Annotated in this window: 24 protein-coding genes; 2 read left to right on the top strand and 22 right to left on the bottom strand. The window is 37.2% G+C overall.

Annotated features, from left to right (window positions below; translation table 11 throughout):
• Positions 1 to 15 precede the first annotated feature (15 nt).
• The 20 genes from JL53_RS00435 to JL53_RS00340 form a co-directional block, all read right to left on the bottom strand.
• Complete coding sequence (locus JL53_RS00435) at positions 16 to 744, bottom strand: LytR/AlgR family response regulator transcription factor (protein WP_003718132.1); 729 nt, start codon at positions 742 to 744, stop codon at positions 16 to 18.
• Between the two features lie 18 nt (positions 745 to 762).
• Positions 763 to 2,058, bottom strand: a complete 1,296-nt coding sequence (locus tag JL53_RS00430; RefSeq protein ID WP_038406370.1) for a sensor histidine kinase — start codon at positions 2,056 to 2,058, stop codon at positions 763 to 765.
• Between the two features lie 95 nt (positions 2,059 to 2,153).
• Positions 2,154 to 2,315, bottom strand: coding sequence for a cyclic lactone autoinducer peptide (locus JL53_RS00425; RefSeq protein ID WP_003718129.1), 162 nt, complete (start codon positions 2,313 to 2,315; stop codon positions 2,154 to 2,156).
• Positions 2,299 to 2,913 carry an accessory gene regulator ArgB-like protein gene (locus JL53_RS00420; RefSeq protein WP_038406368.1) on the bottom strand — a complete coding sequence of 205 codons (615 nt, stop codon included), beginning with the start codon at positions 2,911 to 2,913 and terminating at the stop codon, positions 2,299 to 2,301. The genes JL53_RS00425 and JL53_RS00420 overlap by 17 nt, the downstream gene beginning before the upstream one ends.
• A gap of 254 nt (positions 2,914 to 3,167) precedes the next feature.
• Entirely contained in the window at positions 3,168 to 3,776 is a 609-nt protein-coding gene (locus tag JL53_RS00415) for a PepSY domain-containing protein (RefSeq protein ID WP_038406367.1), read from the bottom strand.
• Between the two features lie 153 nt (positions 3,777 to 3,929).
• On the bottom strand, positions 3,930 to 4,169 hold the full coding sequence (rpsR, locus tag JL53_RS00410; RefSeq protein WP_003721669.1) for a 30S ribosomal protein S18: 240 nt from the start codon (positions 4,167 to 4,169) through the stop codon (positions 3,930 to 3,932).
• A gap of 43 nt (positions 4,170 to 4,212) precedes the next feature.
• A complete protein-coding gene (ssb, locus tag JL53_RS00405) occupies positions 4,213 to 4,755 on the bottom strand; it encodes a single-stranded DNA-binding protein (protein ID WP_038406365.1) in 543 nt (180 codons plus the stop codon).
• 56 nt (positions 4,756 to 4,811) lie between these two features.
• A complete protein-coding gene (gene rpsF / locus JL53_RS00400) occupies positions 4,812 to 5,105 on the bottom strand; it encodes a 30S ribosomal protein S6 (protein ID WP_003718123.1) in 294 nt (97 codons plus the stop codon).
• Positions 5,106 to 5,387: 282 nt separating this feature from the next.
• On the bottom strand, positions 5,388 to 6,617 hold the full coding sequence (arcA, locus tag JL53_RS00395) for an arginine deiminase (RefSeq protein ID WP_077916382.1): 1,230 nt from the start codon (positions 6,615 to 6,617) through the stop codon (positions 5,388 to 5,390).
• A 77-nt stretch (positions 6,618 to 6,694) separates the two neighbouring features.
• Positions 6,695 to 7,354: a DedA family protein gene (locus JL53_RS00390; protein ID WP_003721665.1), complete on the bottom strand. Its 660-nt coding sequence runs from the start codon at positions 7,352 to 7,354 to the stop codon at positions 6,695 to 6,697.
• A 103-nt stretch (positions 7,355 to 7,457) separates the two neighbouring features.
• Positions 7,458 to 8,237: a MurR/RpiR family transcriptional regulator gene (locus JL53_RS00385; RefSeq protein ID WP_003718119.1), complete on the bottom strand. Its 780-nt coding sequence runs from the start codon at positions 8,235 to 8,237 to the stop codon at positions 7,458 to 7,460.
• A 17-nt stretch (positions 8,238 to 8,254) separates the two neighbouring features.
• Positions 8,255 to 9,364, bottom strand: coding sequence for an agmatine deiminase (aguA, locus tag JL53_RS00380; RefSeq protein WP_003718118.1), 1,110 nt, complete (start codon positions 9,362 to 9,364; stop codon positions 8,255 to 8,257).
• A 103-nt stretch (positions 9,365 to 9,467) separates the two neighbouring features.
• Positions 9,468 to 10,409 (bottom strand): carbamate kinase, encoded by a 942-nt coding sequence (gene arcC / locus JL53_RS00375; RefSeq protein ID WP_003718117.1) that lies wholly within the window; start codon positions 10,407 to 10,409, stop codon positions 9,468 to 9,470.
• 13 nt (positions 10,410 to 10,422) lie between these two features.
• Positions 10,423 to 11,517 carry an agmatine deiminase gene (aguA, locus tag JL53_RS00370; RefSeq protein WP_038406363.1) on the bottom strand — a complete coding sequence of 365 codons (1,095 nt, stop codon included), beginning with the start codon at positions 11,515 to 11,517 and terminating at the stop codon, positions 10,423 to 10,425.
• Complete coding sequence (locus JL53_RS00365; protein ID WP_038408084.1) at positions 11,504 to 12,889, bottom strand: APC family permease; 1,386 nt, start codon at positions 12,887 to 12,889, stop codon at positions 11,504 to 11,506. Before JL53_RS00365 ends, aguA (JL53_RS00370) begins: the two co-directional genes overlap by 14 nt.
• A 69-nt stretch (positions 12,890 to 12,958) precedes the next feature.
• Complete coding sequence (gene ptcA / locus JL53_RS00360) at positions 12,959 to 13,984, bottom strand: putrescine carbamoyltransferase (RefSeq protein ID WP_038406361.1); 1,026 nt, start codon at positions 13,982 to 13,984, stop codon at positions 12,959 to 12,961.
• Between the two features lie 234 nt (positions 13,985 to 14,218).
• Entirely contained in the window at positions 14,219 to 15,304 is a 1,086-nt protein-coding gene (locus JL53_RS00355; RefSeq protein ID WP_003718111.1) for a glutamine--fructose-6-phosphate aminotransferase, read from the bottom strand.
• Between the two features lies 1 nt (position 15,305).
• The gene (locus JL53_RS00350) at positions 15,306 to 16,664 is read right to left on the bottom strand and encodes a PTS sugar transporter subunit IIC (RefSeq protein ID WP_038406359.1); all 1,359 of its coding nucleotides are present in this window, start codon (positions 16,662 to 16,664) and stop codon (positions 15,306 to 15,308) included.
• Between the two features lie 12 nt (positions 16,665 to 16,676).
• Positions 16,677 to 19,079, bottom strand: a complete 2,403-nt coding sequence (locus tag JL53_RS00345; protein WP_038406358.1) for a glycoside hydrolase family 9 protein — start codon at positions 19,077 to 19,079, stop codon at positions 16,677 to 16,679.
• Entirely contained in the window at positions 19,076 to 20,041 is a 966-nt protein-coding gene (locus JL53_RS00340; RefSeq protein ID WP_038406357.1) for an ROK family protein, read from the bottom strand. The genes JL53_RS00345 and JL53_RS00340 overlap by 4 nt, the downstream gene beginning before the upstream one ends.
• Before the next feature lie 202 nt (positions 20,042 to 20,243).
• On the opposite strand from JL53_RS00340, the gene JL53_RS00335 reads away from it, so the two are divergent.
• Both JL53_RS00335 and JL53_RS00330 read left to right on the top strand, forming a co-directional pair.
• Positions 20,244 to 21,302: a LacI family DNA-binding transcriptional regulator gene (locus JL53_RS00335; RefSeq protein ID WP_038406356.1), complete on the top strand. Its 1,059-nt coding sequence runs from the start codon at positions 20,244 to 20,246 to the stop codon at positions 21,300 to 21,302.
• A gap of 16 nt (positions 21,303 to 21,318) precedes the next feature.
• Positions 21,319 to 22,128: a Cof-type HAD-IIB family hydrolase gene (locus JL53_RS00330; protein ID WP_003718105.1), complete on the top strand. Its 810-nt coding sequence runs from the start codon at positions 21,319 to 21,321 to the stop codon at positions 22,126 to 22,128.
• Positions 22,129 to 22,165: 37 nt separating this feature from the next.
• Here JL53_RS00330 and JL53_RS00325 read toward each other — a convergent pair whose 3' ends face one another.
• Positions 22,166 to 22,504: a DUF4064 domain-containing protein gene (locus JL53_RS00325; protein ID WP_003718103.1), complete on the bottom strand. Its 339-nt coding sequence runs from the start codon at positions 22,502 to 22,504 to the stop codon at positions 22,166 to 22,168.
• A gap of 243 nt (positions 22,505 to 22,747) precedes the next feature.
• Positions 22,748 to 23,623, bottom strand: a complete 876-nt coding sequence (locus JL53_RS00320) for a S66 family peptidase (RefSeq protein ID WP_038406354.1) — start codon at positions 23,621 to 23,623, stop codon at positions 22,748 to 22,750.
• Positions 23,624 to 23,701 lie beyond the last annotated feature (78 nt).

Here is a 23,701-nt window from a genome sequence, read left to right as displayed (position 1 = left end):
CCCAAAAGGCCACTTTTATAAGCTCAAACTCTTAATCAACTTAGATGACGCGTAACAACTTTCTCCATTAGACATTTTTACAACGCCTTTTATTGCATCTAGCTCGTGGATATTTTTCTTATTGACAATATAGGAGCGATGACATCGGTAAAACGACTCGTCTAACATTTTTTCAATACTTTTTAGCTTGCCATAAAACTCTACTTGGCGGTTTTTGCCATGTAAAATCACTTTATGAATCGTAGGAGCAGTTTCAAAAAATAAAATATCATCTAATAGTTCATGAATAATCTTCTTGTCGGAAACTTTAAACGTAAAATATTTCTGCATATCTTGGTCGTTCGAAATCCGTTCTTCTGCTTGTTTCATACAAGCCAAAACTCGTTCATGCAATGTATCAATATCGTCTTTTATAATATAATCGAGCGCTTCCACTTTATACGTGAATGTCATATAACTAAGTTCTGCATGCGTCGTAATAAAAATGATAAAACCACGAGGATCAAATTTTCGGATTTCCTGCGCGAGTTCAAAGCCGTTCATGTCTGGCTGCCCTAAATCAATATCTAAAAAATATAGACCCATCCCTTGGTGTCTAGGCATTCGTGACACTAACTCAAACGGATTCCCTGTCGAAAGTTCCAACTTCATATCAAAATGTTCGACCATAATATAGTCTTCAATATATTTTGTTAGCCTTTCCCGTTGCATTCTGTTATCTTCACAAATAAAAACCGGTAGCATAAAATCATCCCCATTCTTCTACATAATTTCTAATTCTTGAATAACTTCTCTATTTGTCACTCTTGTATCTAAAGCAACATGCGAATATTTCTGCATAATTTCACGTAAGCTAGCAAGACCTAATCCACGACCTTCCCCTTTCGTGGAGAACCCTTCTTCAAATATTTTATAGATTGGCGGCATATTCATTGGCAAACTATTCGCAAATACAATTAGTATGCTGTCGTCTTTTTTCACAAAAGCAATCCGGATAACTGGATTTTCACAAGTTAAAGCTGCATCAACCGCGTTGTCTAACAGAATGCCTACAGCTTTGCACAAATCAATGCTATCCATCGCAATTTTATCGATAGGTTCAACTACTTCCAAAATTGCATCAATTTTCAACTCTTGCGCTCGAATCAATTTAACCGCTAAAAGTCCTTTAAGTTCAATAACGTGAATGTTTTGAAGTAATGAAATCTTATAGTTATTTGATTCAATTGTTTTATTTATAGGTACAATATTATTTTCAAAGTAAAACTTCAAACCTGGCATATCATTATTATCGATATATCCTACAAGTGTCGAAAGAATATTGACATAATCATGACGAAAAACTCTCATTTCTCTATGCAAGGATTCCAGTGTAGTAACATAATCCTGCAACTGTTCGAGCTGCTCTTTCTGATTTTGTACTTTTAGTTCATTGGTCGCTGTTTTAATAACAACCGTCACAATAACAATTAGTAAAATAGTATATCCTGTAAAAATTAGCGTATTTGTTTTCAAAACTGTGCTATCATATCCAGCAAGTGAACCAGCGTATATGTTCATATAAAAGGCTAATACTGTAAGCGCAACAATAGATAAAATAATATATGCATATTTTCTATGTTCCACAAATCTTGTAATGTTGATCTTGCCAAGTAATTTTCTTAGAACAAACGAAAACACTAACAAGTTTGCAAGCATCCCCGCGCAATATATTAATGTTGGTACTAATTCATTAAATATGTCATCGTACTTAAAATTCAAACCGGGTACTAAAACAAAACCTACAATCGAATCACTAATAGTAAGCAAAATGATGACAGCGAGTGTAATTGATGCTGAAGCTACAATGCTTTTATTTTTCCAATACAGTGCACTTACAAAGACTACCAATACGAGAATCATCGACCAGTATTGAACTAATGTAAATAAAGGGAAGGCTAGCATAGCAATTGCCACGGTAACCAATCCCTCTTTAATTGAAAATACTTTGTTTGTTAAAATCTGTATAGCTATAAAAATACCCGTCATCTGTATAATTGCCATCAAAATACTAAACATATTGGTCCTCCACTATCTAAAATATCTTATGTTTAAATATGTAATGTGCCTTCTTTTTATTTTAGCATGGATTTTGATGTTATACAGTTTTAATTTTATTTATTTTCGTTTTTTTCTTGCATTTTTACGAATGGACTTTTTGGTTCGTATACAAACATGAAGCATGCTTTACTCATAGAAGAATCCGCAACTTTCATGGATTGTTCTTCTAACTTTTTAGAAAGGAATTTCCCAACTGTTTTATTCATATTTTTCATAGTTCCGATACCTCCTTCTTAATAATTTGTAAGTTATTGGATTAATACTTATTACCTGAAACAAAGAGCCTATCACGATTAATGTTTTCATCTCTGCGAATGGTACAAGTAACGCTATTCCCGTTAAAATCAGCGTCCCTATCATCGCTTTTCTTTTTAAGTTTTTCCGGTGTTCTTCACCTATTAATGGCAGATTTTCTGTATCTGCTGGAGCGAAAAAGTACATGTTGAGTAGTATAAAACCGAATGCGCCTAAAACAATCCAATTATTAGAAAGTACGTTTTGAAAGACTAATGGTGTAAGCACAAACATTGCTAAGCTCATTAATGTACAATTCAATGTTTTTGTTGCGTGCAGTCCAAATGAATACCTTCTAAGCCATAAATATGACAGATGCACTGTCATTGTTTGCAGTAAAACCCCTGTTACTAGAGCCAAACCGTATACGATTGCAAACTTCATGACATTAATTATTATTATTTCCAGCCCATATTTTACTTTTAAATAACCTTCTTCATCATCTTTCCAGCGATCTTTTGAAATCAAAACATCTGCCATCCGTTCTGACAAAGGGACTTTTGCAGTAAAATTACTCAACTAATTCACCTCCACTAATAGTCTACAACGAATTTACCTATAATAACCAAAAATGTAATGAAATGTCCGATTCTTGTCATGAACGACTAAAAAAGAGCAAAATCAGCATTTTTTTGGATACAATTCTGAAATTTCAAATGAGTATAAAGACATGATAGCAGGTATGAATTCCCTATATTTACATATAACTTTTAGCTGTTTTTCCATGAAAAAACAGCCTGCGAAAAAAATCATCACAGGCTGTTCCATATATTTTAGTCGTCTTGTTCTGTTTGAAGAACTTCTAATGTTTTTGCGTTTAATTTGATTTCGTATTTATTGTTATCTTGTTTCACTGTTACTTCATAATAAGTTGTATCTAATTCTCTTTCAATAGTCCAACTTGTTACATCGCCAGCTTGTTCGCTAACTGCTTTGTCCATTGCGTCTTGTGGCGTTTTAATACCATCTAAATCAATTTTTTCATTTGCTTTCTCAACTCCACCAGCATCTTCTGCATCAAGACGATCTGTTTCATCACTCATCTGTTCCTTTGTTTCAGCATTGAATTTCATTTCGTATTCATTATCGTTTGAAATCCCATCCACTGTATATACATATTTTCCTAGGTTTTTCTCTAATTCCACACTAGAAATTTCTGCATCATTATGTTTCTCTTTAAATGCGTTTATTGCATCTTCATAGCTCATATCAAAGCTTTTCTTTTGTAAGCTATCTGCTGAACTACTGCTGTTACTGCTACTCTTACTAGTTTTTTCGCCGCCATTATTTGAAGATGTATCCTTATCGTCATTAAAACTACATGCTGATAAAGCCCCTACTAATAATACCGTCATCCCTACTGCTGCTAATTTTTTATACATATTTGTTCCCCCTGTATCTTTTTTTACTTCTATAAAAAGAATACCATGAACTTTTGTCACAAACGTCATTCTTAGGTCTTAAGTTTATTTGTCTTTAGGTCTACTTTTACAGAAAAACAGCCTAGAAACATGTTCTAGGCTGTCAAAATCAACTTATTTTTCTTCAGCAACAAATGGTAGTAAAGCCATTTGGCGTGAGCGTTTAATAGCAACAGTAAGTTTACGTTGATATTTAGCGCTTGTTCCAGTTACACGACGAGGTAAAATTTTACCACGTTCGGAAACGAATTTTTTAAGAAGTTCTACATCTTTATAGTCGATATGCGTAATACCATTGGAAGTAAAGTAACATACTTTTTTCCGACGGCGTCCGCCTCTGCGTCCTCCAGCCATTGAAAGTTCCTCCTATCTTAAAGTTCAAACCGCTAAAAATGAATTAGAATGGCAAATCGTCATCAGAAATGTCGATTGGCTTACCATCACTTGCAAAAGGATCATTGTTAGTGGATTGATAATTTTGATTTTGAGATTGTTGCTGGTCCTGTGCGAATCCACCGTTATTAGTAGGTGCTTGTCCGAAATTATTTCCACCGTTATTATAATTACTGTTGTTATTAGTATTGCCACCTTGATAGTTATTTCCGCCACCGCCACTCGAATTACGCGGTTCAAGGAATTGAACACTCTCAGCCACAATTTCTGTCACATAAACACGTTTACCGTCGTTTCCCTCGTAATTACGAGTTTGAACGCGGCCATCAACACCTGCCATGCTTCCCTTTTTTAGGAAATTAGCAACGTTCTCTGCTGGTTTACGCCAAACAACACAATTAATAAAGTCAGCTTCTCGTTCCCCCTGTTGGTTAGTGAACGTACGATTTACAGCAAGTGTAAAAGTCGCAACAGCCACGCCAGCTGGAGTATAACGTAATTCAGGATCTTTAGTTAAGCGTCCTACGAGTACAACACGATTCATCATGCAAAACCAACCTCCTCTCGTTTAGTAAATCAAGGTCTCAAACCTTGAATAAGTTCTTAAGCTTCTTCTTTAATTACCATGTGACGAACGATATCATCAGAAATTTTTGCTAAACGGTCAAATTCGTTGATAGAATCTGCTTTGTCTGCATTTAATTTCACGATGTGGTAAAAACCGTCACGATAGTCATTGATTTCATATGCTAATCGACGTTTACCCCATTCTTTTGATTCGATGATCTCCGCGCCATTTTCAGTTAAGATTCCGTCAAAGCGTTCAACAACAGCTTTTTTCTCATCTTCTTCAATATTAGGGCGAATAATGTACATAATTTCGTACTTTCTAGCCATCTACTCTACACCTCCTTGTGGTCTTAAGCGGCTCTGATAAGATGTGAAAACACATCATATCCTTGAAATGTTGACTGCCTTTAGCAAGCCTTCAAATCAAGAGCGAGCAAGGAATAATTTATAATTACTCACAATAAAATATTATATCATAGCCCTCACTAACCAGCAAGATATTTCTCAAAACTTTCTGGTTTGAAAACACTATACCATACCTCAAAATGAGCGACAATAGTTTTTACGAAAATCGTATTTTGGTTAGTATTTCTATATTTTCGAGTCCACTTATAAATTTTCTCGAACAAGTGGCATTGTCATACATCTAGGACCGCCACGACCTCTGGAAAGTTCAGAGCTGATTACTTCATGGACGTTAATTCCTGCGCTCCTTAAGAGATCATTCGATACTTGATTTCTATCATATGTAACCACTTCGCCCGGGGCAATTGCAAGAGTATTAGCTCCATCATTCCATTGTTCTCTTGCTGATACGATAACATCTTCACCTCCACAAGGAATAAAATCAACTTCTGGTACTTGTAGCACTTCAGCAATAACATGTTGAAAGTCTTTACGCAGTGTGATTTCCAGATTATTATCGCTTTTTTCCAAAATATAGACATTGAGTTCACCTTGCTTATTTTGAATGGCTGGGTGGATGGTAAATTGGTCAAAATTCACCATTGTAAAAACCGTATCCAAATGCATAAATGATCTTGTTTCGGGGATTTCAACAGCTAGCACACGCTTGATTTCTGCTCCTCGACTGAACAAATTTTCTGCAAGTTGCTCCACTGCACGTGCATCAGTCCGTTCGGATACTCCGATGAGAATTGTTTCCTCATTAAGGATCAATTCATCCCCGCCCTCCATCGAAAACTGGGCCTCTCGATTGATCCAAATCGGAATTTCTTGTTTGTTAAATCTCGGATGATGCTGCAAAATCAGTTCCATAAACATCGATTCTCTTCGTCTAGCTGGCTGGAACATTTTATTGATAGTCACCCCGTTTCCTATCACTGCGGCAGGATCTCTCGTGAAATATAAATTCGGAAGCGGATCTAAAAAAAATGGATATTGTTTTTCCATCATTTCATTTAGATGTTTCTTTTTCTGTTCAGGAATTTCTGATTTTTTCAGACCTGACATTAGTTTATTAATCATCTCATCTTCGTCAAAAGACATTAAATAATCTCTAACATAAAGTGCACTTGCATCCATTTGATTGGACTCTCGAATCATTTTTGTAAGAAATGCTTCTTTGTTTCCAGATTCTCGTAACGCTTCAGCCGCTAGCTTTTCTAAATATAGAACTTCGATTTGTGAGTCTTGCATTGTTTTCACAAAATAATCATGCTCTTTTTGCATCATTTTCAGATAAGGAATATCGTCAAACAATAAAGATTGCAAGTATTCTGGTGTGATATTTTCCAGCTCAGATCCTGGCCTTTTTACGAGAACTGTCTTAAGCTGGCCAATTTCGGATGTAATGTTTAATATATTTTCCACTTCCATCACCTCTTCCTATCCACTTACCCCAAAAATGAATTATTTACTCGGTGCATTTCCCGGGAAATAAAAAAGCACGGAATTTACTCCGCACTTTTCTTGTCCATTTTACTTTTAATGAATGATACAACCATAGGAATAACTGATACAACGATAATTCCGATAACTACTAACGAAAAATTATCTTTAACAATCGGGAAATTCCCAAAGAAGTAGCCAGCTAATGTACAAAGCAGCACCCATACAGTTGCTCCTAAAATATTATAATTTAAGAAATAACGATAATTCATCCGACTTGCTCCCGCAACAAATGGTGCAAAAGTACGAATAAACGGCATGAATCTAGCAATAAAAATGGTTTTACCGCCATGTTTATTGAAGAACGCCTCTGCTTTTTCCATTTTTTCTTTATTAATTAATTTTCCAAACCAACTATCTTCCGGTATTGATGTTCCGATTTTCTTACCTATGTGATAGTTTACTGTGTCTCCAAGAACCGCAGCTAACCAAAGTGTTATTATTAGTGGAACAATATGTAAAATTGAACCATCCAAAACCGATAGAGCTCCTGCAGCGAAAAGTAATGAATCCCCTGGTAAAAACGGAAATACAACTAATCCAGTTTCTATAAATACAATCAAAAATAAAATGATGTAAGTCCAAATTCCAAAATTATTTATAATCTCCACTAAATGTTGGTCAATGTGCAAAATAAAATCAATGATATAGGTAATAAAATCCACCAGGCACTCACTTCCTCTTCTTTTTTTAAAAGTCAAAGTTCATTTTACCACAAGTTAACTATGCTTGTATCAGACTTGTGACGTATTTCGCCACTTTCAAAATTTATTTGGTACTAGTTTCATCTTCCATAAATTGATACAAAATGAGTTCCATGATAGCAATAGTTGAAATTCGCGAAGTAATGTCCAAGTTGTTCATTTCAATTTCATCGGTGAAAATATATAGATTAATGTCACTCATATTTTGAATAATATTATTATCTGCACCTGTAATAGAAATTAACATTGGTGTCAAGCTACGATTTTTTAATTTTTGGGCGGTTTGTATTAATTCAATATCGTGTCCGCCGTATGTAAGGATAAAAACTAAATCATCGCTACCAATATGGGGAAGAACAGCTTGCCGGTACTGATAGTCTTCTGGAAATTCCACTAAAAAACCGCTCATCGTATAAAGATATTTGATATATTTTGCTGCATGTTTGCTTAATCCTTTAGCAAAAATATAAATTCTTGGCTTATTTGCTAATTTTTTCGTGATTTGTTTGATTTTACTTGGTTCTAAAACCCGGACCGATTCAATAATGTTTTTCAAATATTCTTCCCGGTAATCGGACTGTTCCACAACAAACGGAGATGGTTTTAATTCGGTATTTCCTAGTAAAGTGAATTTGAGAACCGTTGTAAACTCGCTGTATCCAGTAAAACCTAATTTTCGTACAAAGCGTAAAAAAGTGGTAGTTGAAACAAAGCATTCCGCAGAAACCTCACGAATACTTTGATTTTTAATTAGATTCATATTTTTCACTACGTAATCAAACAAAATTCGTTCATTTCGAGTAAGAGAAGCTACAGTCTTGCTGGAAATTTCGAAAAAGTCCATACTTTCAGGTCTCCTTTTTATCCACGCACCGCGGTTTTATCAGGGATATGTTGTGTGATACAGTGAATATTTCCGCCGCCTAACAAAATCTCACGTGCCTTAATCCCAATAATTTCTCTGTCTGGGTATAGTTTTCCAAGTAATTCTGAAGCATCTTTATCTTTCGGGTCATCAAAAAGCGGGAAGATGATTGCCCCATTCGCTGTGTAATAATTCACATAACTAGCGGCTAGCCTGTCCCCTGCTTGCCTTGGAAATGTTCCATTAATCGCTTCTACCCCTTCGCTTTCCACTTGGGTAATTAATACTGGATCTGGACAATGCAATTGATGAATTTTGAATTTCCTTCCTTTAGCATCTGTTTCATTAGCCAAGATTTCATAGCATTCTCGTGAAATTATGTATTGTGGATCACTTTTGTTGTCAGTCCATGATAGCACAACCTCCCCAGGTGCAACAAAATTAAAAATATTATCGACATGTCCATTCGTTTCATCTAAGTAAAAGCCATGTTTTAACCAAATAATCTTTTCTACATTAAAATATTTTTTCAACGTTCCTTCAATTTCAGCTTTGGTTAATTTCGGATTTCGCCCTTCTGATAAAAGACATTCCTCCGTTGTTACAAGTGTTCCCTCGCCGTCTACATGAATAGAACAACCTTCTAAAATAAAGTTTTCTGGTGAATAATAATCAATTTGTTCTAAATCACATATTTTTTTCGCCATTTGATCGTCTTTATCCCACGGGAAATAGAGCCCATCAAGAAGGCCTCCCCACGCGTTAAATCCCCAGTTTACACCTCGCATAGCGCCTTTATCATTAATTAAAAAACTCGGACCATAATCGCGTATCCAGGCATCGTCATTGCTCATTTCAATGACTCGAATAGCGTCTGGCAGCTCGTTGCGGGCATTCTTGTATTGATTACCTGATACAAACATTGTGACTGGCTCATATTCCGAAATTGCGATTGCCACATCTTTATAGTTTTGTTGCGCTGGTTTCCCCCCAAGTCGCCAATTATCAGGTCGTTCTGGCCAAATCATGAAACATCCAACATGAGGTTCGTATTCTCCTGGCATTCTAAAACCATCCTCTATTGGCAACCCATTCCGTTGTCCCATCCTTATTCTCCTCCTAAAACATCCTAACCATATTATACATGAAATAATGCTTTACAAGACAAAAACCGAGTAAAAATTACCCGGATTTTCGTCTCTATTTTACTCACCCTGCAACAATTACTGTTCCCGCCTCACGTTCGAGCATTGCGCCAATATTTTCAAGCGAAGTAATGATAGCTTTAGCATCTGGCCTTTCTTTAACAAACGCTGTAGCTGCCTCGATTTTCGGCAACATACTTCCCGCGGCAAATTGTTTTTCGTCTATATATTTTTCTAATTCTGAAACCGTTACTTTTTCGAGTTTTTTCTGAGTCGGCTGATTGTAATTGATATAAACATTCTCTACACCAGTTAAAATGACCAATAAATCCGCACCAATTAACTCAGCCAATTTTTCAGATGCAAAATCTTTATCAATAACCGTTTCAACCCCTGTTAAATCCAGTCCCTCTTCTACCACCGAAACGCCACCGCCACCTGCAGAGATTGTTACGACTCCACTATCTACGAGTTGCTTAATAACTTTATACTCTTTAATACTAAGCGGACGCGGCGAAGGTACAACTTTACGGTAACCACGACCAGCATCTTCCAGAAAAATGGCACCTGTTTCCGCCATTTCTTTCTCAGCCTCTGCTTTGCTTAAAAATGGCCCAATTGGTTTAGTTGGGTTTTCAAAAGCAGCATCATTCTTATCAACAACAACTTGTGTAATTAAAGAAACCGCCACTTTATCAATACCATGTTTTAAGAAAGCTTTATCAAGTGCGTTTTGCATCCAGTATCCGATACTCCCTTGAGTCATTGCTACACAAGTATCGAGTGGCATTGCCGGATTTTTTTCTGATGCACCCGCGTGTTGTTGCAACATCAAATTCCCCACCTGAGGACCATTCCCATGCGAAATAATTAAGTCATCCCCGTTTTCAATAAATTGAACTAAATATTCCGCCGTTTCTTCCAAGGCTTTTTGTTGTGCTTTTGAGCTGGCATCACTTGACAAAATTGCATTTCCGCCAAGTGCCACGACTATTTTTCGCTTCATTATGGCTCTCTCCTTATCCTCTTGGCACTTGTTGCGTAATGCAATGAATATTTCCGCCGCCAAGTAAAATTTCTCTCGCCTTAACACCAACAACTTCACGGTCTGGATAAAGCTGTTGCAGTTTTTCACGTGCTAATTCGTCATTTGGATCATCAAATAATGGGAAAATTACGCCACCATTTGCAGTATAGTAGTTAATATAACTAGCAGCCAAACGATCGCCTTCTTCACGCGGTAATGTTCCTTCTACCGCATCCACACCCTTGCTTTCTTCATCCGTAATTAAAATTGGTTTTGGCACATGAATTTTATGGACTTCTAGTTTGCGTCCTTTTGCATCCGTTTCATTGGATAAAATATCAAAACACTCTTTGGAAATTTCATATTGTGGATCCGATTCATCATCTGTCCACGCAAGCGCAACAACACCTGGACGAACATAATTAAAAATATTATCTACATGTCCATTTGTTTCATCTAAATAAATACCTCTTTTTAGCCAAATAATTTTTTCTAAGTTTAAATATTCTTTTAGTACCATTTCAATTTGTTTTTTCGATAGTTGAGGATTACGACCTTCTGATAATAAGCATTCTTCGGTTGTAACTAGCGTCCCTTCTCCGTCCACATGAATCGAACCGCCTTCGAGTACAAAGTCCGCTAAACGATAACGATCTTTTCGTTCAAGTTCACATATTTTTTGAGCCACTTGGTCGTCTTTATCCCACGGAAAGTATAAACCATCCACTAAACCGCCCCATGAATTAAAAGACCAGTCCACACCACGAACATCTCCAGAATCATTAATAACAAATGTTGGACCACAGTCGCGTACCCAAGCATCATCATTATCCATCTCTACTACACGGATTTCATCAGGAATCATATATCTAGCATTTACATATTGGCTAGAACTTGCAACTACTGTGACAGGCTCGAATTTTGAAATGGCTGTTGCTACATCCACAAATGCTTTTTGGGCTGGTTTGGCACCTAAACGCCAATTGTCAGGTCGTTCCGGCCAAATAATATAGCAACCCGTATGCTTTTCAAATTCACCTGGCATTCTGAAACCATCTTTTTTGGATGAACTATCAATCGTTCTCATTTTTTATCTCTCCTTTATCGATTCTCTTGCCCGCCTGCCAAATACAAACTTCACCTACAATAACTGCTACAACTGTTCCTATCAAGATTGGTATCTTTTCATTTAATTCTGCACTAGACCCGTTTAAAGGAACCGCCGAGAAAATTAACGTAATAATAAGTAAAATCATTGGTACAAATGTCATTAAGTAAAGTAAAATTTTTCCACCAGGAACTTTAAATGGACGTTCGCGATTTGGATCAATTTTACGTAGTTTCAAGAATGCTGGGAACATCAAGATGTATGAACCTAGTAAAGCAACAACATTCAATGCGAAGAATGCCCAGAAGATATTTTCGTTTGGAATAAATGGTGCCGCAACAATTAACACAGAAGCAACAACACCGTTTAAAATACTAGTCCCCGTTGGCATATCATTTTTCGGATTTGTTTTTCCAAAAACAGCTGGTAAATCTTTATTTTTCGATGCATACATAGCCACATAGTTCACGCCGAGTGCCCATGATACTAAGTTTGCAACCAGTGTATACATAAACATAATCCCAATAATAATAACAAACGGGTTAACTCCACCAATCAGCATAATGAAGCTATCAATTAAGCCACCTGATGTGGAAAGTTCAGAAGTCGGAATTGCTGCCCCCATTCCGAATGCTGCTAGTAAATAGAAGAAAGCTATCAAAATCCCGCCGTAAATAATCGCTTGCGGAATTTGTTTTTTCGGATTTTCCATATCACTTGCAAGCGTTGTAACAACTTCAAAACCTAAGAAGTTAAATAAAATAACGGAAATAAAAGATAAACTTTCTAAATCAAAAGTAGGGAGCAATGCTTTTCCAGAAAAGTCATTTGCAAGCCCTTTTGTAACCGCAAAATAAATTCCAAGCACACCAAGAGATAGCATGATCGCTACTTTACAAAACGCTGCAATATTAAGTATCCATTTACTATCACTCACTGGATAGCAACTAATAATAACAACAATCCAAACAAAAACGAGTTGAATCAATATCGAAACCGGCGTCCCAAATGAGATTGGAAAGATTTGAGTAATTACTTCCACAAATAACACCGCTAAACTTGCCATCCAAATGGGGTAATTAATCCAGTAAAGCCAAGCAACCCGAGCACCCCATTTTCGTCCAAATGCTCGTTTCACCCAATCATAAATCCCGCCCTCATCATCATAGGTTGTCCCAAGTTCTGCTGAGACAAGCCCATATGGTAAGAAAAATAATATTAAGAGTGCAATCCACCAGAAAAACTGAGATGACCCGATCGCCGCTGCCGGTGCGGCTGATTCCACAACTAAGACAACGCAGACAGCCATAAGAACTGCATCAAATAACCTGAATTTCTTTTTTTCCAAAATGCCCACTCCTTTTTTTAAGTGGGGGGAAGAAAGCTATTAAGACTTTCTTCTCCTCCTTATTTTGGTATCTTATAAGCCAGCGCCATTTCTAAGTAATAGTTCCAGTTCTGCATCATATTTTTCTGCTACCGCAAAACCAGCTTCCTTCACATATGGATTCATAAAGTATACAAGTAATGCTCTCATCGCAGTCAATCTATTTTCTGCTTCATCGATGACAACAGAATAAGGCGCATCCAGAACTTCATCTGTCACTTCTTCACCACGAGTAGCTGGCAAGCAGTGCATAAATTTCACATGTGGGGCCGCTTTACTAATTAGCTCTTTATTCACTTGATATTTAGGATAGAAAGTTTTCAATCTTTCTTCTTCAGAAAGTTCTGCTTCATATAAGCCATACCATACATCTGTATAAATAAAGTCCGCATCTTTAAGTGCAATATCCGCATCTTCTGTAATTAAATAACTTCCGCCAGATACTTTGCAATTTTCTTCCGCGATTTTCAAATGTTCTTCTCTTAATTGGAATCCTTTAGGGCCAAACTGAACAAAATCCATCCCTAATTTAGTCGCCATAAACATGGTCGATGCGCAAACTTGGGTAGCATCCCCAACAAAGACGATTTTGCAGTCCTCGATTTTTTTGCCTGCTGGAAGATGTTCAAACATGGTAATCGCATCACCTAGCTCTTGTGTTGGATGGTTGTAATCACTCATCCCATTGATTACTGGAATTGCAGCCGTATTCGCAAGTTCCTCTACTGTTTGATGCCGTTCTACTCGTGCCATCAATATATCAACCAATCTGGAAAGAACTTTCGCAGTATCTCCTACTGATTCATGTCCGCCAAGTTGAATTTGTCCTGGCGCTAAGTACTGAGCATGTCCACCAAGTTGTGTCATCGCTGTTTCAAAAGATACACGAGTTCTAGTTGATGATTGTTCAAAAATCATCCCTAGTGTTTTATGTTTTAAAAGTTGTGGATAATGACCATTTTTAATCGATTCTTTCATTTTACGACCAATTTCTATCATAAATAGTATTTCTTCTTTAGAAAAATCTTTCGTATCGATAAAGTCTCTTTTTTTATTCATTTTTGTCACCTCAACAGTTTATTTTCTACACATTTATCTGGGGCATACTCGAGTAATTCCTTGCCACATGCTCATCATAGTACAAACAAGCTTATTTTTGAATACGTTTTCAAGTTTTAAGAACAGGCGGAATCACCCTGTAACTCGTTACATTCTGCGTAACATGTGACATGGGCAAAAAAAGACTGGAGAAAACCCCGATATTTAGGGTCTCCTCCAGCCTGCATGCAACTATTATGCGTAATCACCTGGTTTAGTTTTACTTTTCATTGCTACACCAAAATCCGTGTAGATTCGCTCTGTTAATCGATTCCCTTTTAACTCCGCAATATGATGCGCTAAGATTTGGAAAGGAATAACCATTAGAAACGGCGCCTGATATTCATTTAACTCAGCAGGAATGCCAAGTGTACGCTCGTTCTTTGTTGTTCCAAATTGAATCGTATACGTATAAGGCGTGTATTTCGATTCATAATTTCGTAATGCTACAAGTCTTTCGGTCACTACACTTTCGGTCTCCAAGAAGAAGATCCGGTGTTCTGGATTTACTTCTAAATAAGGACCGTGCATGAACGCTTCTAAATCAAGTCCTTGTGAGGGGACGCGAACTGTTTCGGAAAATTTTGTTTCGAACTCTTTGCATGTCCCAACAGTTGGTCCATAGCCAATTGCTGTGAATTTTGGCGCAGCTGCGAATTCCGCTTGCCATTTTTCAAAAAAATTTTCTGTTTGCGCAATTGTTTCAGGTATTGCCTTAATTGCTTGACTAAAGGTATTCAGTTCTTGAGTGAAACGGTCTTGATCAATTTCACCCGTTTTATAAGCAAAGTAAAGACCTGTCAGCATCAAAGTTAGTACTGTTGCGGTAAATCCTTTTGTTACGTAACCTACACGTTCTTTTCCTGAGCCAATATCAAGTGTTATATCCGCAAACTCAGCGATTTCACTGGCTACATCACTCGTTAATGCAACAACTGGAACCAAAGCTTCTTTCTTCACTCTTTCAAGTGCCGAAATCGTTGAGGTGCTTTGACCACTTTGAGAAATTCCAAGCACTAAATCGAGCTGCATCGGTAATTTTTCATAGTATAAATGATTGAACGGTTCTTGAATGGTTATTCGTACATCCGCTAAATTTTCAATATAATATTTGGCGCTTTGAGCTGCATTTATACTAGAGCCAGTCGCCAAAATTAGCCATTCTTTTGCGCCCTTACTTACTAATGATTCTAGCTTTTTTGCATTTCCTTCAAAATTGGCTAAAATCGCTTTACACATTGCTTCTTCTTCATTGATATAGGTCATCATTGTCGGTTTCATTTTAAGCTTCTCCATTCGTTACTGCTTCAGTTTCTAATTTTCCCGCGGCTTTTTGTTCCAGCACATAAGCGCGATTGGCTACAAGTACGAATGGTAGGTAAATCAACGTTCCTACTGCAATAATCGCAATTTGTAAAATCGAAGCGCGGATATCGCCACCTGTTGCTAGATAACCTGATAGTACTGGCGGAGTTACCCAAGGAATTAAAATGTACGTTTGGCTAATCCAACCCCATGAAGTTGCAAAATACGCCATTGCTGTAGAAGCAAGAGGTGCAATCACTAGTGGAATACCATAAATCGGGTTAAACACTACTGGCAAACCAAACATTAATGGCTCACTTACATTAAAAATACTCGGAATCAAACCAAATTTTGTCACCATTCTGTGATCCGGTCGTTTGGAGGCAATGAAAATAGCAATAACTAAGCAAATGATCGTTCCGCCACCACCCATGTATACAAAAGCATCTAAAAATGGTTGCGTAACAATATTTGGCATAGCAACCCCTGCATTCACCGCATCAATATTTTGTTGTAAGGAAGTTAAAAGGACTGGTCCGGAAATAGCACCTAATACAAATGCACCGTGTATACCAAATACCCATAAAAATCCTGCTAAAAATACATACAACAGAATTCCTGGTAGCGTTTGGAACCCACCAACTAATGGAATTTGAAGAACTTTCACGATAATTTCTGGAATACTCATAGATACGAAACTAACGACAAGTACTTCGACAATCGCTAAAATACTTAAAACTAAGAATGATGGAATTAAAATATTAAAAGACTTCGCAATAGCCGGTGGAACACTTTCAGGCATTGAGATCTTCAGCCTTTTACTTTTCGAGAATTTAGCCAGCATCGTGATACTGACTAATGAAGCAATAATTGCAAGGAACATCCCAGTAGAACTTGTCATTTCTTGGGATAGCACACCACCAACTTCAAAACCTTTGCCATCAATCGACATTAAGTGAGAAGTAGCCGGAATTAGGACTACGTATGCTGCAACAGCAATAATCCCTTCCGTACGCCCTTCCATACCATAGGATTTAGCTAAAAAATTCCCAATTAAGAATGCTGCTAAAATCGCCATAATCCCAAGAGTCGCGTTATAAACTTGAATCCCGACACCTAGATAATTTTCCACATTTGGAATAAATTTAAGCAAACCGTTTTCCGGTTGAAGCAAAACATTATTCACTAATAAGAAAAATGCGGCAATAATCGTGATTGGTATCATCGCTGCAAATCCATCACGAATAGCCATGATATGTTTTTGCGACGAGATTTTTTGGGCAAAAATAGATAATCCTTCAATAAATCTACTAGATAAACTTCTCTCTGAACTCATTTTTTTGTCCTCCTAAGATTTTCCTGTTATTTTGTTTAAATCTGCTACAATTGACATCCATTTTCCTGCATTACCAACCCAAACTTCCTTGTAAGTTGCATTATTAAATTCTGGCCAGTAAGGTTCATCTTCATTTCTAAAGGTTTCCATCCCAACTGGTATTTCGCCAGTAATTTCTCCATTTAAAACACTGTATTGCTGTGCATAGCGATAACCCTCACCGTGCATCATTGACTGTCCAAATGGATTCATTCCAATCACCCACTGCAACTGACCTTCCGCAATTTCAAGAAGTGTTTTATCTTGCAAAATTTTCCCAGCAATAGCGGCTGCTTTTCCGGCTGAAAGTAAAATCGCATTATTGCCTCTAAATGAAAACCAAATTGGAAACTTCCGTAGTGAAATCTCTTCGTTTAGTTGGATACCTTGTTCGAATTGCAATTTGTATTCTTCTATCGCCCTTTCATCAATGAGCAGATGTTGTAAATGAAAACTTGCTTCATCCAAATACTCATCTTTTTTATAAAGCCCTGCTGGAATTAGTGGGTATGGTTTAGTAAAACGAGTTACTTTTTTCAAATAATCGCCGTACATCTCTACCGCTTGTAGCCACTCCTTGTATGCCATGTGTGCAGGTTGAGTTTCGACTGCCGCTTCTATTGCTAATAAATAAAGATGTTCCCGCGCTTGATGATTGAAATGTTGAATGACTTTATGGCTCTTATCTCGATAGAAAAAACCGTTATATCGTTCATTTGTTTCACTATCAAGAATGCCTGTTTTCTCTTGCGCTTCAAGCATTAACGCTAACCAGTCAGCCGCTTTTTCAGCGTATTCTTCTTTTTTCGTCAACTGATAGACCATCGAAGCCGCCCATGAAGCAGTCGCATAATATAAACTTTCCGATGTTTGGTAAGTATGCTCCCAGAAAATCGGTTTTTGACCTGTGCCGTGTTTTTCTAATTCTGCCATCGCAAATAACAAATCTTCTTCAGCAATTTTTCGCAAATGGTTTTGCATTGCTGGGTTATCATTTACCTGTCCGCCAATGAATGCTTCAATACCTGCACAGTAGAAATTTTCGTAAGCTTGATTATGCACCCTGGCAATCGCATCATCCATGCCGCCAACAAGTCCATCTGTCCACCTCGTCATTCCTGCACTAGTAGCTCTGTAGCCATCACCAAATCGGGTTTTTAAAAGAAAATCAAGTCCCCATTCACCTTCTTCTAAAAGGCGCATCCGCAGTTGTTCGTCCTTTTCAGATAGACTTCCTGCCACTTCGTATAAAGCCATTGTGACTTCTGCAGTTTGAATCAACTGTTGAGATACGTCCCCCGCATCATGCCAACCACCGTTAAAGGAAAGCTGTTTCCCATTATGTTCAGCGATAATATCAGCATGGCAAGTAGTATGTTTTCCAAACACTGGACAACCACAACGTTCGCAAAAAATAAAGTTAAGTGATTTCCAGATAGAAGATTCCCAAATTATTTGTGATTCGTCAATTTGAAAAGCATCGGTTTGCCTATTTGCAAATTTCAAATAATATTCGCCTACCATTTTCAATTCGGAAAAATCTAAAATCACAAAATTCCCTGTTTCTGTGGCTTTTTGATAACTTTTTCCAGTAAAAATTAGTTTATCTGTCTTTTTTTCATGAATAGTGAAAGTTGCGGTTTCTACGTTATTCGTGCAAAACGCTATTTTGGGCATTTCTTTTGAGTAACCATTGTGTGAATATATCAGCGCGTTATCTTGCGGTATCCAGCCTTTAGAAATTTCTGGATTAGCAATCTTCTCTAATTTAATTTCATTAATCAATAATTCCATCGTCCCAGCAGTCAATCGTTCTGGTCCATTTAAATAATAGCTAAAACTAATTTCTGTCATTTTATCTCTTGGTAAACCTTCCACTTCAAAAATAACGTCATTCCATTCATGATTGATCAAATTAACCCCATGTACCCCTTCACGCCCATATATATCAGGTACTTTGACTGTCCCATTATTTTTAAAACTAATCATTAAATACGGATTAGTTACACCCGGAAAATTGGGAAAAACTTGCATTCGAACGCGATTAAAGTCGTTCCAATCTTCATTTCCAAGGGGCGCAAATATGAGAACGTTACCAAAATTAGTATAGTCGCCATCATCCGGTGCACCAACAGGCCAGTGCGGCATTACTACTGGTGAAGTAAGTCTAATTTCACCTTGTTTTGAAATGGTATATTCTCCCGGCCCTTGATGCGTAAACTTCAAAGAGATATTTTGTTTGGCACTAAATAAAATTTTATCCGTTAAAACCTGCTTTTTTTGCGCAATGGTTTCTAGTGCATGCTTTGTTTCGATAGGAAGCGGTCGATGAATAATACCAGTTTGTGCAATTTGTCGTTTCAGGCTTTTTTTCATGCTTTCACTCCTTCATTTTCTAGTTTCATTCCAATAACTGCGGCTCCAATTAGGCCAACTTTATCCTTTTCCAGCTTAGAACGAACAACACCCTTAGTGACAAAACGAATGGTATTGCTTTGAAGATTCGCTTTTATTTTTTCGAAAAACAGCTCGTTTTGTGTCACACCTCCACCAAGAATGACACATTCCGGGTCAGTAGTACGGACTAAATTCATGATTAAATTCGCTAATTGAAGTGTAGCCGTATCGATGATTTTCATTGCAAGTTCATCTTCTTGCTCTGCTGCTTGGAGAACCACTTCTCCAGTTATTTCCATCTTATTTTTAGCTAGTATCGAGCTTGGATATGCTGCTATCTTTCTACCTACTTCTTCTTTTATTCCTAAACCAGAAGCAAGTCGCTCCACACATCCTTTTCGACCACAGCCACAAAACACATCGCTATGAATGTCTACTACAGTATGCCCGATTTCCCCTGCATTGAAGTGTCCGCCTTCCATGATTTGACCGTCAACCACAAAGCCTGCTGCAAGTCCTGTACCAATATTCAGGTAGATGAAATCATTCGTTTCTTGCCCCCAACCTAGATATTTCTCAGCCATCGTTGCGCAAACCACATCATTTCCAATAGATACATCAAGCCCTGTTTTTGCAGCAAGGATTTCCGCAAGTGGCGTCGGATTTGTTTTTCCTGGCTCGATTTCAAGCCAAATTCCCGCTTTATGATCTACTCGTCCCACAAGACCAACACCTACTCCAATTTGTTCTTCCGCCACAAAACCAATCGTTTGCGTATAATCATCTAGCGCCAAAAGTAAAGTTTCTAATGCTTTTGTTTGGTTTTCCGTGTTGCTTGGATAGCTTTTGGACCTCAGCACCTTTCCAGATGTCGTTACTTCACCAATTAAAATTTTAGTGCCACCTAAATCAATTCCAATGACAGATTCTTTTATGTTCAATTCTTCCACCTCTTTTTTGGTAACGTTACCAAATTAAAACGTTTGTTGATAGCGCTTTCTAACAAAGAATAACTGTAATAATTAAATATGTCAACCCTTTTTCGCATATTTTTGATAACGTTACCAAATTATCACTTGTTATTTTCAAATAAATAAGCTACACTTAAACTAGCTAAAAACGCTTACGAGGTGAATCTTTCTAATGAAAAAAATAACCATTCAAGAAATTGCTAAATTGAGCGGCGTGTCAGTTTCTACGGTATCACGAGTTATTAACAACAGCCCCTCTGTTTCAGCAGCAAAGCGTCAAAAAATCCAAGCAATCATTGATGAATACAACTATACTCCTAGCGTATTTGCTCGTGGAATGGTAAATAAGCAAACGAAGAATATTGGGGTAATTTTGCCAGATATTTCTAACCCCTATTTCATTTCACTTGTAACCCAAATTCAAAAATTCGCGCTAGATTATATGTTTTCAACGATTTTGTTTAATACGATGCTTGCCGAGCCAGCTAATAAGAAAAATAAACATCCTTTAACCGAGGAAGATTATTTGAAAATCATTTTGGAAAAACAAGTGGATGGATTGCTTATCTTAGGCGGCGAAATTGATAAAGAAGTAATTTCAACTGAATATATAGACGCTTTGAATCAATTAAATAAAGCAATCCCAGTAGTCGTAATTGGCTCAAAAATTCCTGAGCTTAGCTGTTTATTTATTGAACGTAACTTAAAAAAAGGTGTTACTACGTTAGTTAGCCATTTGACTGCACTTGGTCATGAAAAAATTGGTTTTATTGGCGGGGAAGCAGGCGTCAAAATTACGACTTATCGTTTAGAATCTTTCAAAGAAGCCATGGCTAGCTATCATCATCCTGTAAATGATGATTGGGTCGTGCTATCTGATTACTATACCGCAGATGGTTACTCTGCAATGACAGAACTGCTAACAAACAGTACCGAAAATTTACCAACGGCTCTTGTAGCGATTAATGATAGTGTTGCAATTGGAGCAATTCGGGCAATTAATGACGCCAACCTTTCTTGTCCAGAAGATATTGCGATTGTCAGCTGCGACCAATTTATGAATGGTGATTTTCAAACGCCACGGTTAACCTCCATGGATCAACACAATGAATACCTTGGAAAAATGGCCCTGTTACAACTGATTAGTGCTATTAATGGGCAAAATGAACCGATGATAATTAATCATAATCCAGAGTTAATTATCCGCGAATCATGCGGCTCCAAGCTATAATGAAAGGGAGATTTACTTGGAAAAATATTTAATATGTTCTGATTTAGATGGTACTTTACTACTTAAAAATCAAACCATTTCTGAAAAAACGTTACATTTATTGCAACAATTAATAGAAGAAGGGCATCATTTTGCTGTTTCCACAGGCCGAATGTATAATTCAGCAACCGATTTTGCCAAAATGGTTCATCCTAAAGCAGATGTTATTGCATCAAATGGAGGAGTGGTTGCTGTTTCTGGTGAAATAATCCAGCAAAGCACGATGAAGAAATCCGCCTTACTAGAGACCTTTTCACTATGTCAGGCGCATGATTTGGCCGTATTCTTTTTTTCCACGAATACCGTCTATTATACAAAAACGCCGCCATCCTATTTTTCAGATGAAGAGGATAAAGGGCGTGTAAATGCGACTAAATTAGTTGCTGTTCAAACGGAGCAAGCTTTCCTAGAGCACTACGATCAGTTTGTAAATGGTATTGTTATTGAGGAAGAAGCTTTTGATAAACTCGGCGCACTTCGAAGTGAACTTGAAAAACTAACGGATGTATCTATCCTATCTTCACATGCTAATAACATCGAAATTTTACCAAAAGATATGGATAAAAAATACGCGGTGAAAAAACTAGCTAATTATTTGAAAATCAAACCAGAAAATATCATTGCTTTCGGTGATGGCGAAAATGATATTGGGATGCTTGAAGTCGCAGGTGTTGGTGTCGCAATGGATAACGCTAGCGACCTCGTGAAAAAGAGTGCCGATTATGTCACTACTGCAAATGACACGGATGGGATTTATTACTTTTTAAAACAACATTTAAATCGCTAAAAAACGCCGCCCGGTAAGCCCGAACGGCGTTTTAGTTTTATTCCTCTACGGAAGCAGCTTCTTCATAATTGATTAATGCAATTAGTCCACCAACAGCAAGTAATACGATTGGTAGTAAGAACATAATAGAAACGGACATTGTGCAACCAATTGCCGCAGCAACCATCATTGCACCACCAAGACGTGGTTTATTTGAGACTACAAATGAACCAACTAGTCCAACACCCGATAGCACAAGCGAACCAATTGTTAACATATAGAAGAAAAATGATTCCTCCTCTAAAGCCTGTGAAATATCAGGAATAACCAATACCATCAAACTAAAACCAATACCAAGTGCCGCCCCTAAAAACCCCAGCAATCCTTCAACTTTCATGACAAAAACTCCTTTTAAATACGCATTTTCTTTTATGTTATCATTTTAACAAAAAAATGGGTAGTTTTCAGCTTTGAAGATTGGGTATTTATAAAAAAAGACCGGCAATTACGCCGGCCACAAAAAGGGAGTTTAGGATTTTAAGGAATTTTACAATTAGCAAAAAGGGAGTAAAACTAATTGCATTCCTTGCTTACAACTATTATACTACCGATTAAATATGAACATTTAACGATGATTTTATTAAAAATTTGTTAATGTTTCACGTGAAACATTAACTTTTGTTCCAATTAAGCATGGTTTTGCTGCCGCGCTATGTCCAATTTCTGCTGTGCGAAAAATAGGCAACTTATATTTTAGACCTATTTCTTGATATAAGTGGCCTATTTCTTCGTATTCTCCGCCTTTTTCCGCTTCTGTATGTTGACCCACAATAATCCCAGAACACTTAGAGAACGCACCTAGTTGCTCTAATTGAGCAAGGTATGACGCCACCTTCGTCTCTTTCCCACCAAAACTCTCTAGTAAAATAAGCTTGCCGGAAAAATCTGGCATAAATTCTGTTCCAGCTAGTTTCAAAAAGCAACGAATATTCCCACCGATAATATCCGCCTGGTGCCAGTCAAAATCTATCAAGGTTCTCCCATTAATCAACAGCCTATTTTCGAAAAATACTTTTTTGAATTGAACTTGCTGTAATTTACTTTCTTCTCCTACTAAATTTAGTAGCAAGTAATTGTAGCCGCTCTGCTTCGTTTTTGCATAAATAGCGTTTAAAATCACAGTCAAATCGCTATACCCAATAAAAGGGATTCCCGCTTTACGAATGTTATCGAAATCAAGGTATGGCAAAATTTGATTTGCTGCATCCCCACCCGAAATATCAAAAATTGCTTTGATTTTAGGATTGTTATATAACTTCATCAATTCAGTTGCCCGCGCTTTTGCTGTCCCACTATACGGTGAGTCATTTGTTCGAAAAATAGTTTCAGCAAAAACAGCACGCAAATCAAATTTATCATTTAAAATCTGCGCTAGTTTTTCAATTTTTTCTTTTTCAGATTGTTTCTTTCCATCAGAACAACAAATAATCCCGACGCTATCTCCTGCTATCAACATAACTTCACCACCTATTTTTCCACAGTATAACATAAAAACAGCTTGAGCAAATTTCTGCCCAAGCTGTTTAAATATTAT

The sequence above is a fragment of the Listeria ivanovii subsp. londoniensis genome (assembly GCF_000763495.1).
Taxonomy (GTDB): Bacteria; Bacillota; Bacilli; order Lactobacillales; family Listeriaceae; genus Listeria; species Listeria londoniensis.
This window is presented reverse-complemented; position numbering and strand designations above follow the sequence as displayed.

Excerpts from the sequence above, each read along its gene's own strand:
- JL53_RS00435 (WP_003718132.1), bottom strand. The coding sequence starts at position 744 with ATGCTACCGGTTTTTATTTGTGAAGATAACAGAATGCAACGGGAAAGG.
- JL53_RS00430 (WP_038406370.1), bottom strand. The coding sequence starts at position 2,058 with ATGTTTAGTATTTTGATGGCAATTATACAGATGACGGGTATTTTTATA.
- JL53_RS00425 (WP_003718129.1), bottom strand. The coding sequence starts at position 2,315 with ATGAAAAATATGAATAAAACAGTTGGGAAATTCCTTTCTAAAAAGTTA.
- JL53_RS00415 (WP_038406367.1), bottom strand. The coding sequence starts at position 3,776 with ATGTATAAAAAATTAGCAGCAGTAGGGATGACGGTATTATTAGTAGGG.
- rpsR (WP_003721669.1), bottom strand. The coding sequence starts at position 4,169 with ATGGCTGGAGGACGCAGAGGCGGACGCCGTCGGAAAAAAGTATGTTAC.
- ssb (WP_038406365.1), bottom strand. The coding sequence starts at position 4,755 with ATGATGAATCGTGTTGTACTCGTAGGACGCTTAACTAAAGATCCTGAA.
- rpsF (WP_003718123.1), bottom strand. The coding sequence starts at position 5,105 with ATGGCTAGAAAGTACGAAATTATGTACATTATTCGCCCTAATATTGAA.
- arcA (WP_077916382.1), bottom strand. The coding sequence starts at position 6,617 with ATGGAAGTGGAAAATATATTAAACATTACATCCGAAATTGGCCAGCTT.
- JL53_RS00385 (WP_003718119.1), bottom strand. The coding sequence starts at position 8,237 with ATGGACTTTTTCGAAATTTCCAGCAAGACTGTAGCTTCTCTTACTCGA.
- aguA (WP_003718118.1), bottom strand. The coding sequence starts at position 9,364 with ATGGGACAACGGAATGGGTTGCCAATAGAGGATGGTTTTAGAATGCCA.
- arcC (WP_003718117.1), bottom strand. The coding sequence starts at position 10,409 with ATGAAGCGAAAAATAGTCGTGGCACTTGGCGGAAATGCAATTTTGTCA.
- aguA (WP_038406363.1), bottom strand. The coding sequence starts at position 11,517 with ATGAGAACGATTGATAGTTCATCCAAAAAAGATGGTTTCAGAATGCCA.
- ptcA (WP_038406361.1), bottom strand. The coding sequence starts at position 13,984 with ATGAATAAAAAAAGAGACTTTATCGATACGAAAGATTTTTCTAAAGAA.
- JL53_RS00355 (WP_003718111.1), bottom strand. The coding sequence starts at position 15,304 with ATGAAACCGACAATGATGACCTATATCAATGAAGAAGAAGCAATGTGT.
- JL53_RS00350 (WP_038406359.1), bottom strand. The coding sequence starts at position 16,664 with ATGAGTTCAGAGAGAAGTTTATCTAGTAGATTTATTGAAGGATTATCT.
- JL53_RS00345 (WP_038406358.1), bottom strand. The coding sequence starts at position 19,079 with ATGAAAAAAAGCCTGAAACGACAAATTGCACAAACTGGTATTATTCAT.
- JL53_RS00335 (WP_038406356.1), top strand. The coding sequence starts at position 20,244 with ATGAAAAAAATAACCATTCAAGAAATTGCTAAATTGAGCGGCGTGTCA.
- JL53_RS00325 (WP_003718103.1), bottom strand. The coding sequence starts at position 22,504 with ATGAAAGTTGAAGGATTGCTGGGGTTTTTAGGGGCGGCACTTGGTATT.
- JL53_RS00320 (WP_038406354.1), bottom strand. The coding sequence starts at position 23,623 with ATGTTGATAGCAGGAGATAGCGTCGGGATTATTTGTTGTTCTGATGGA.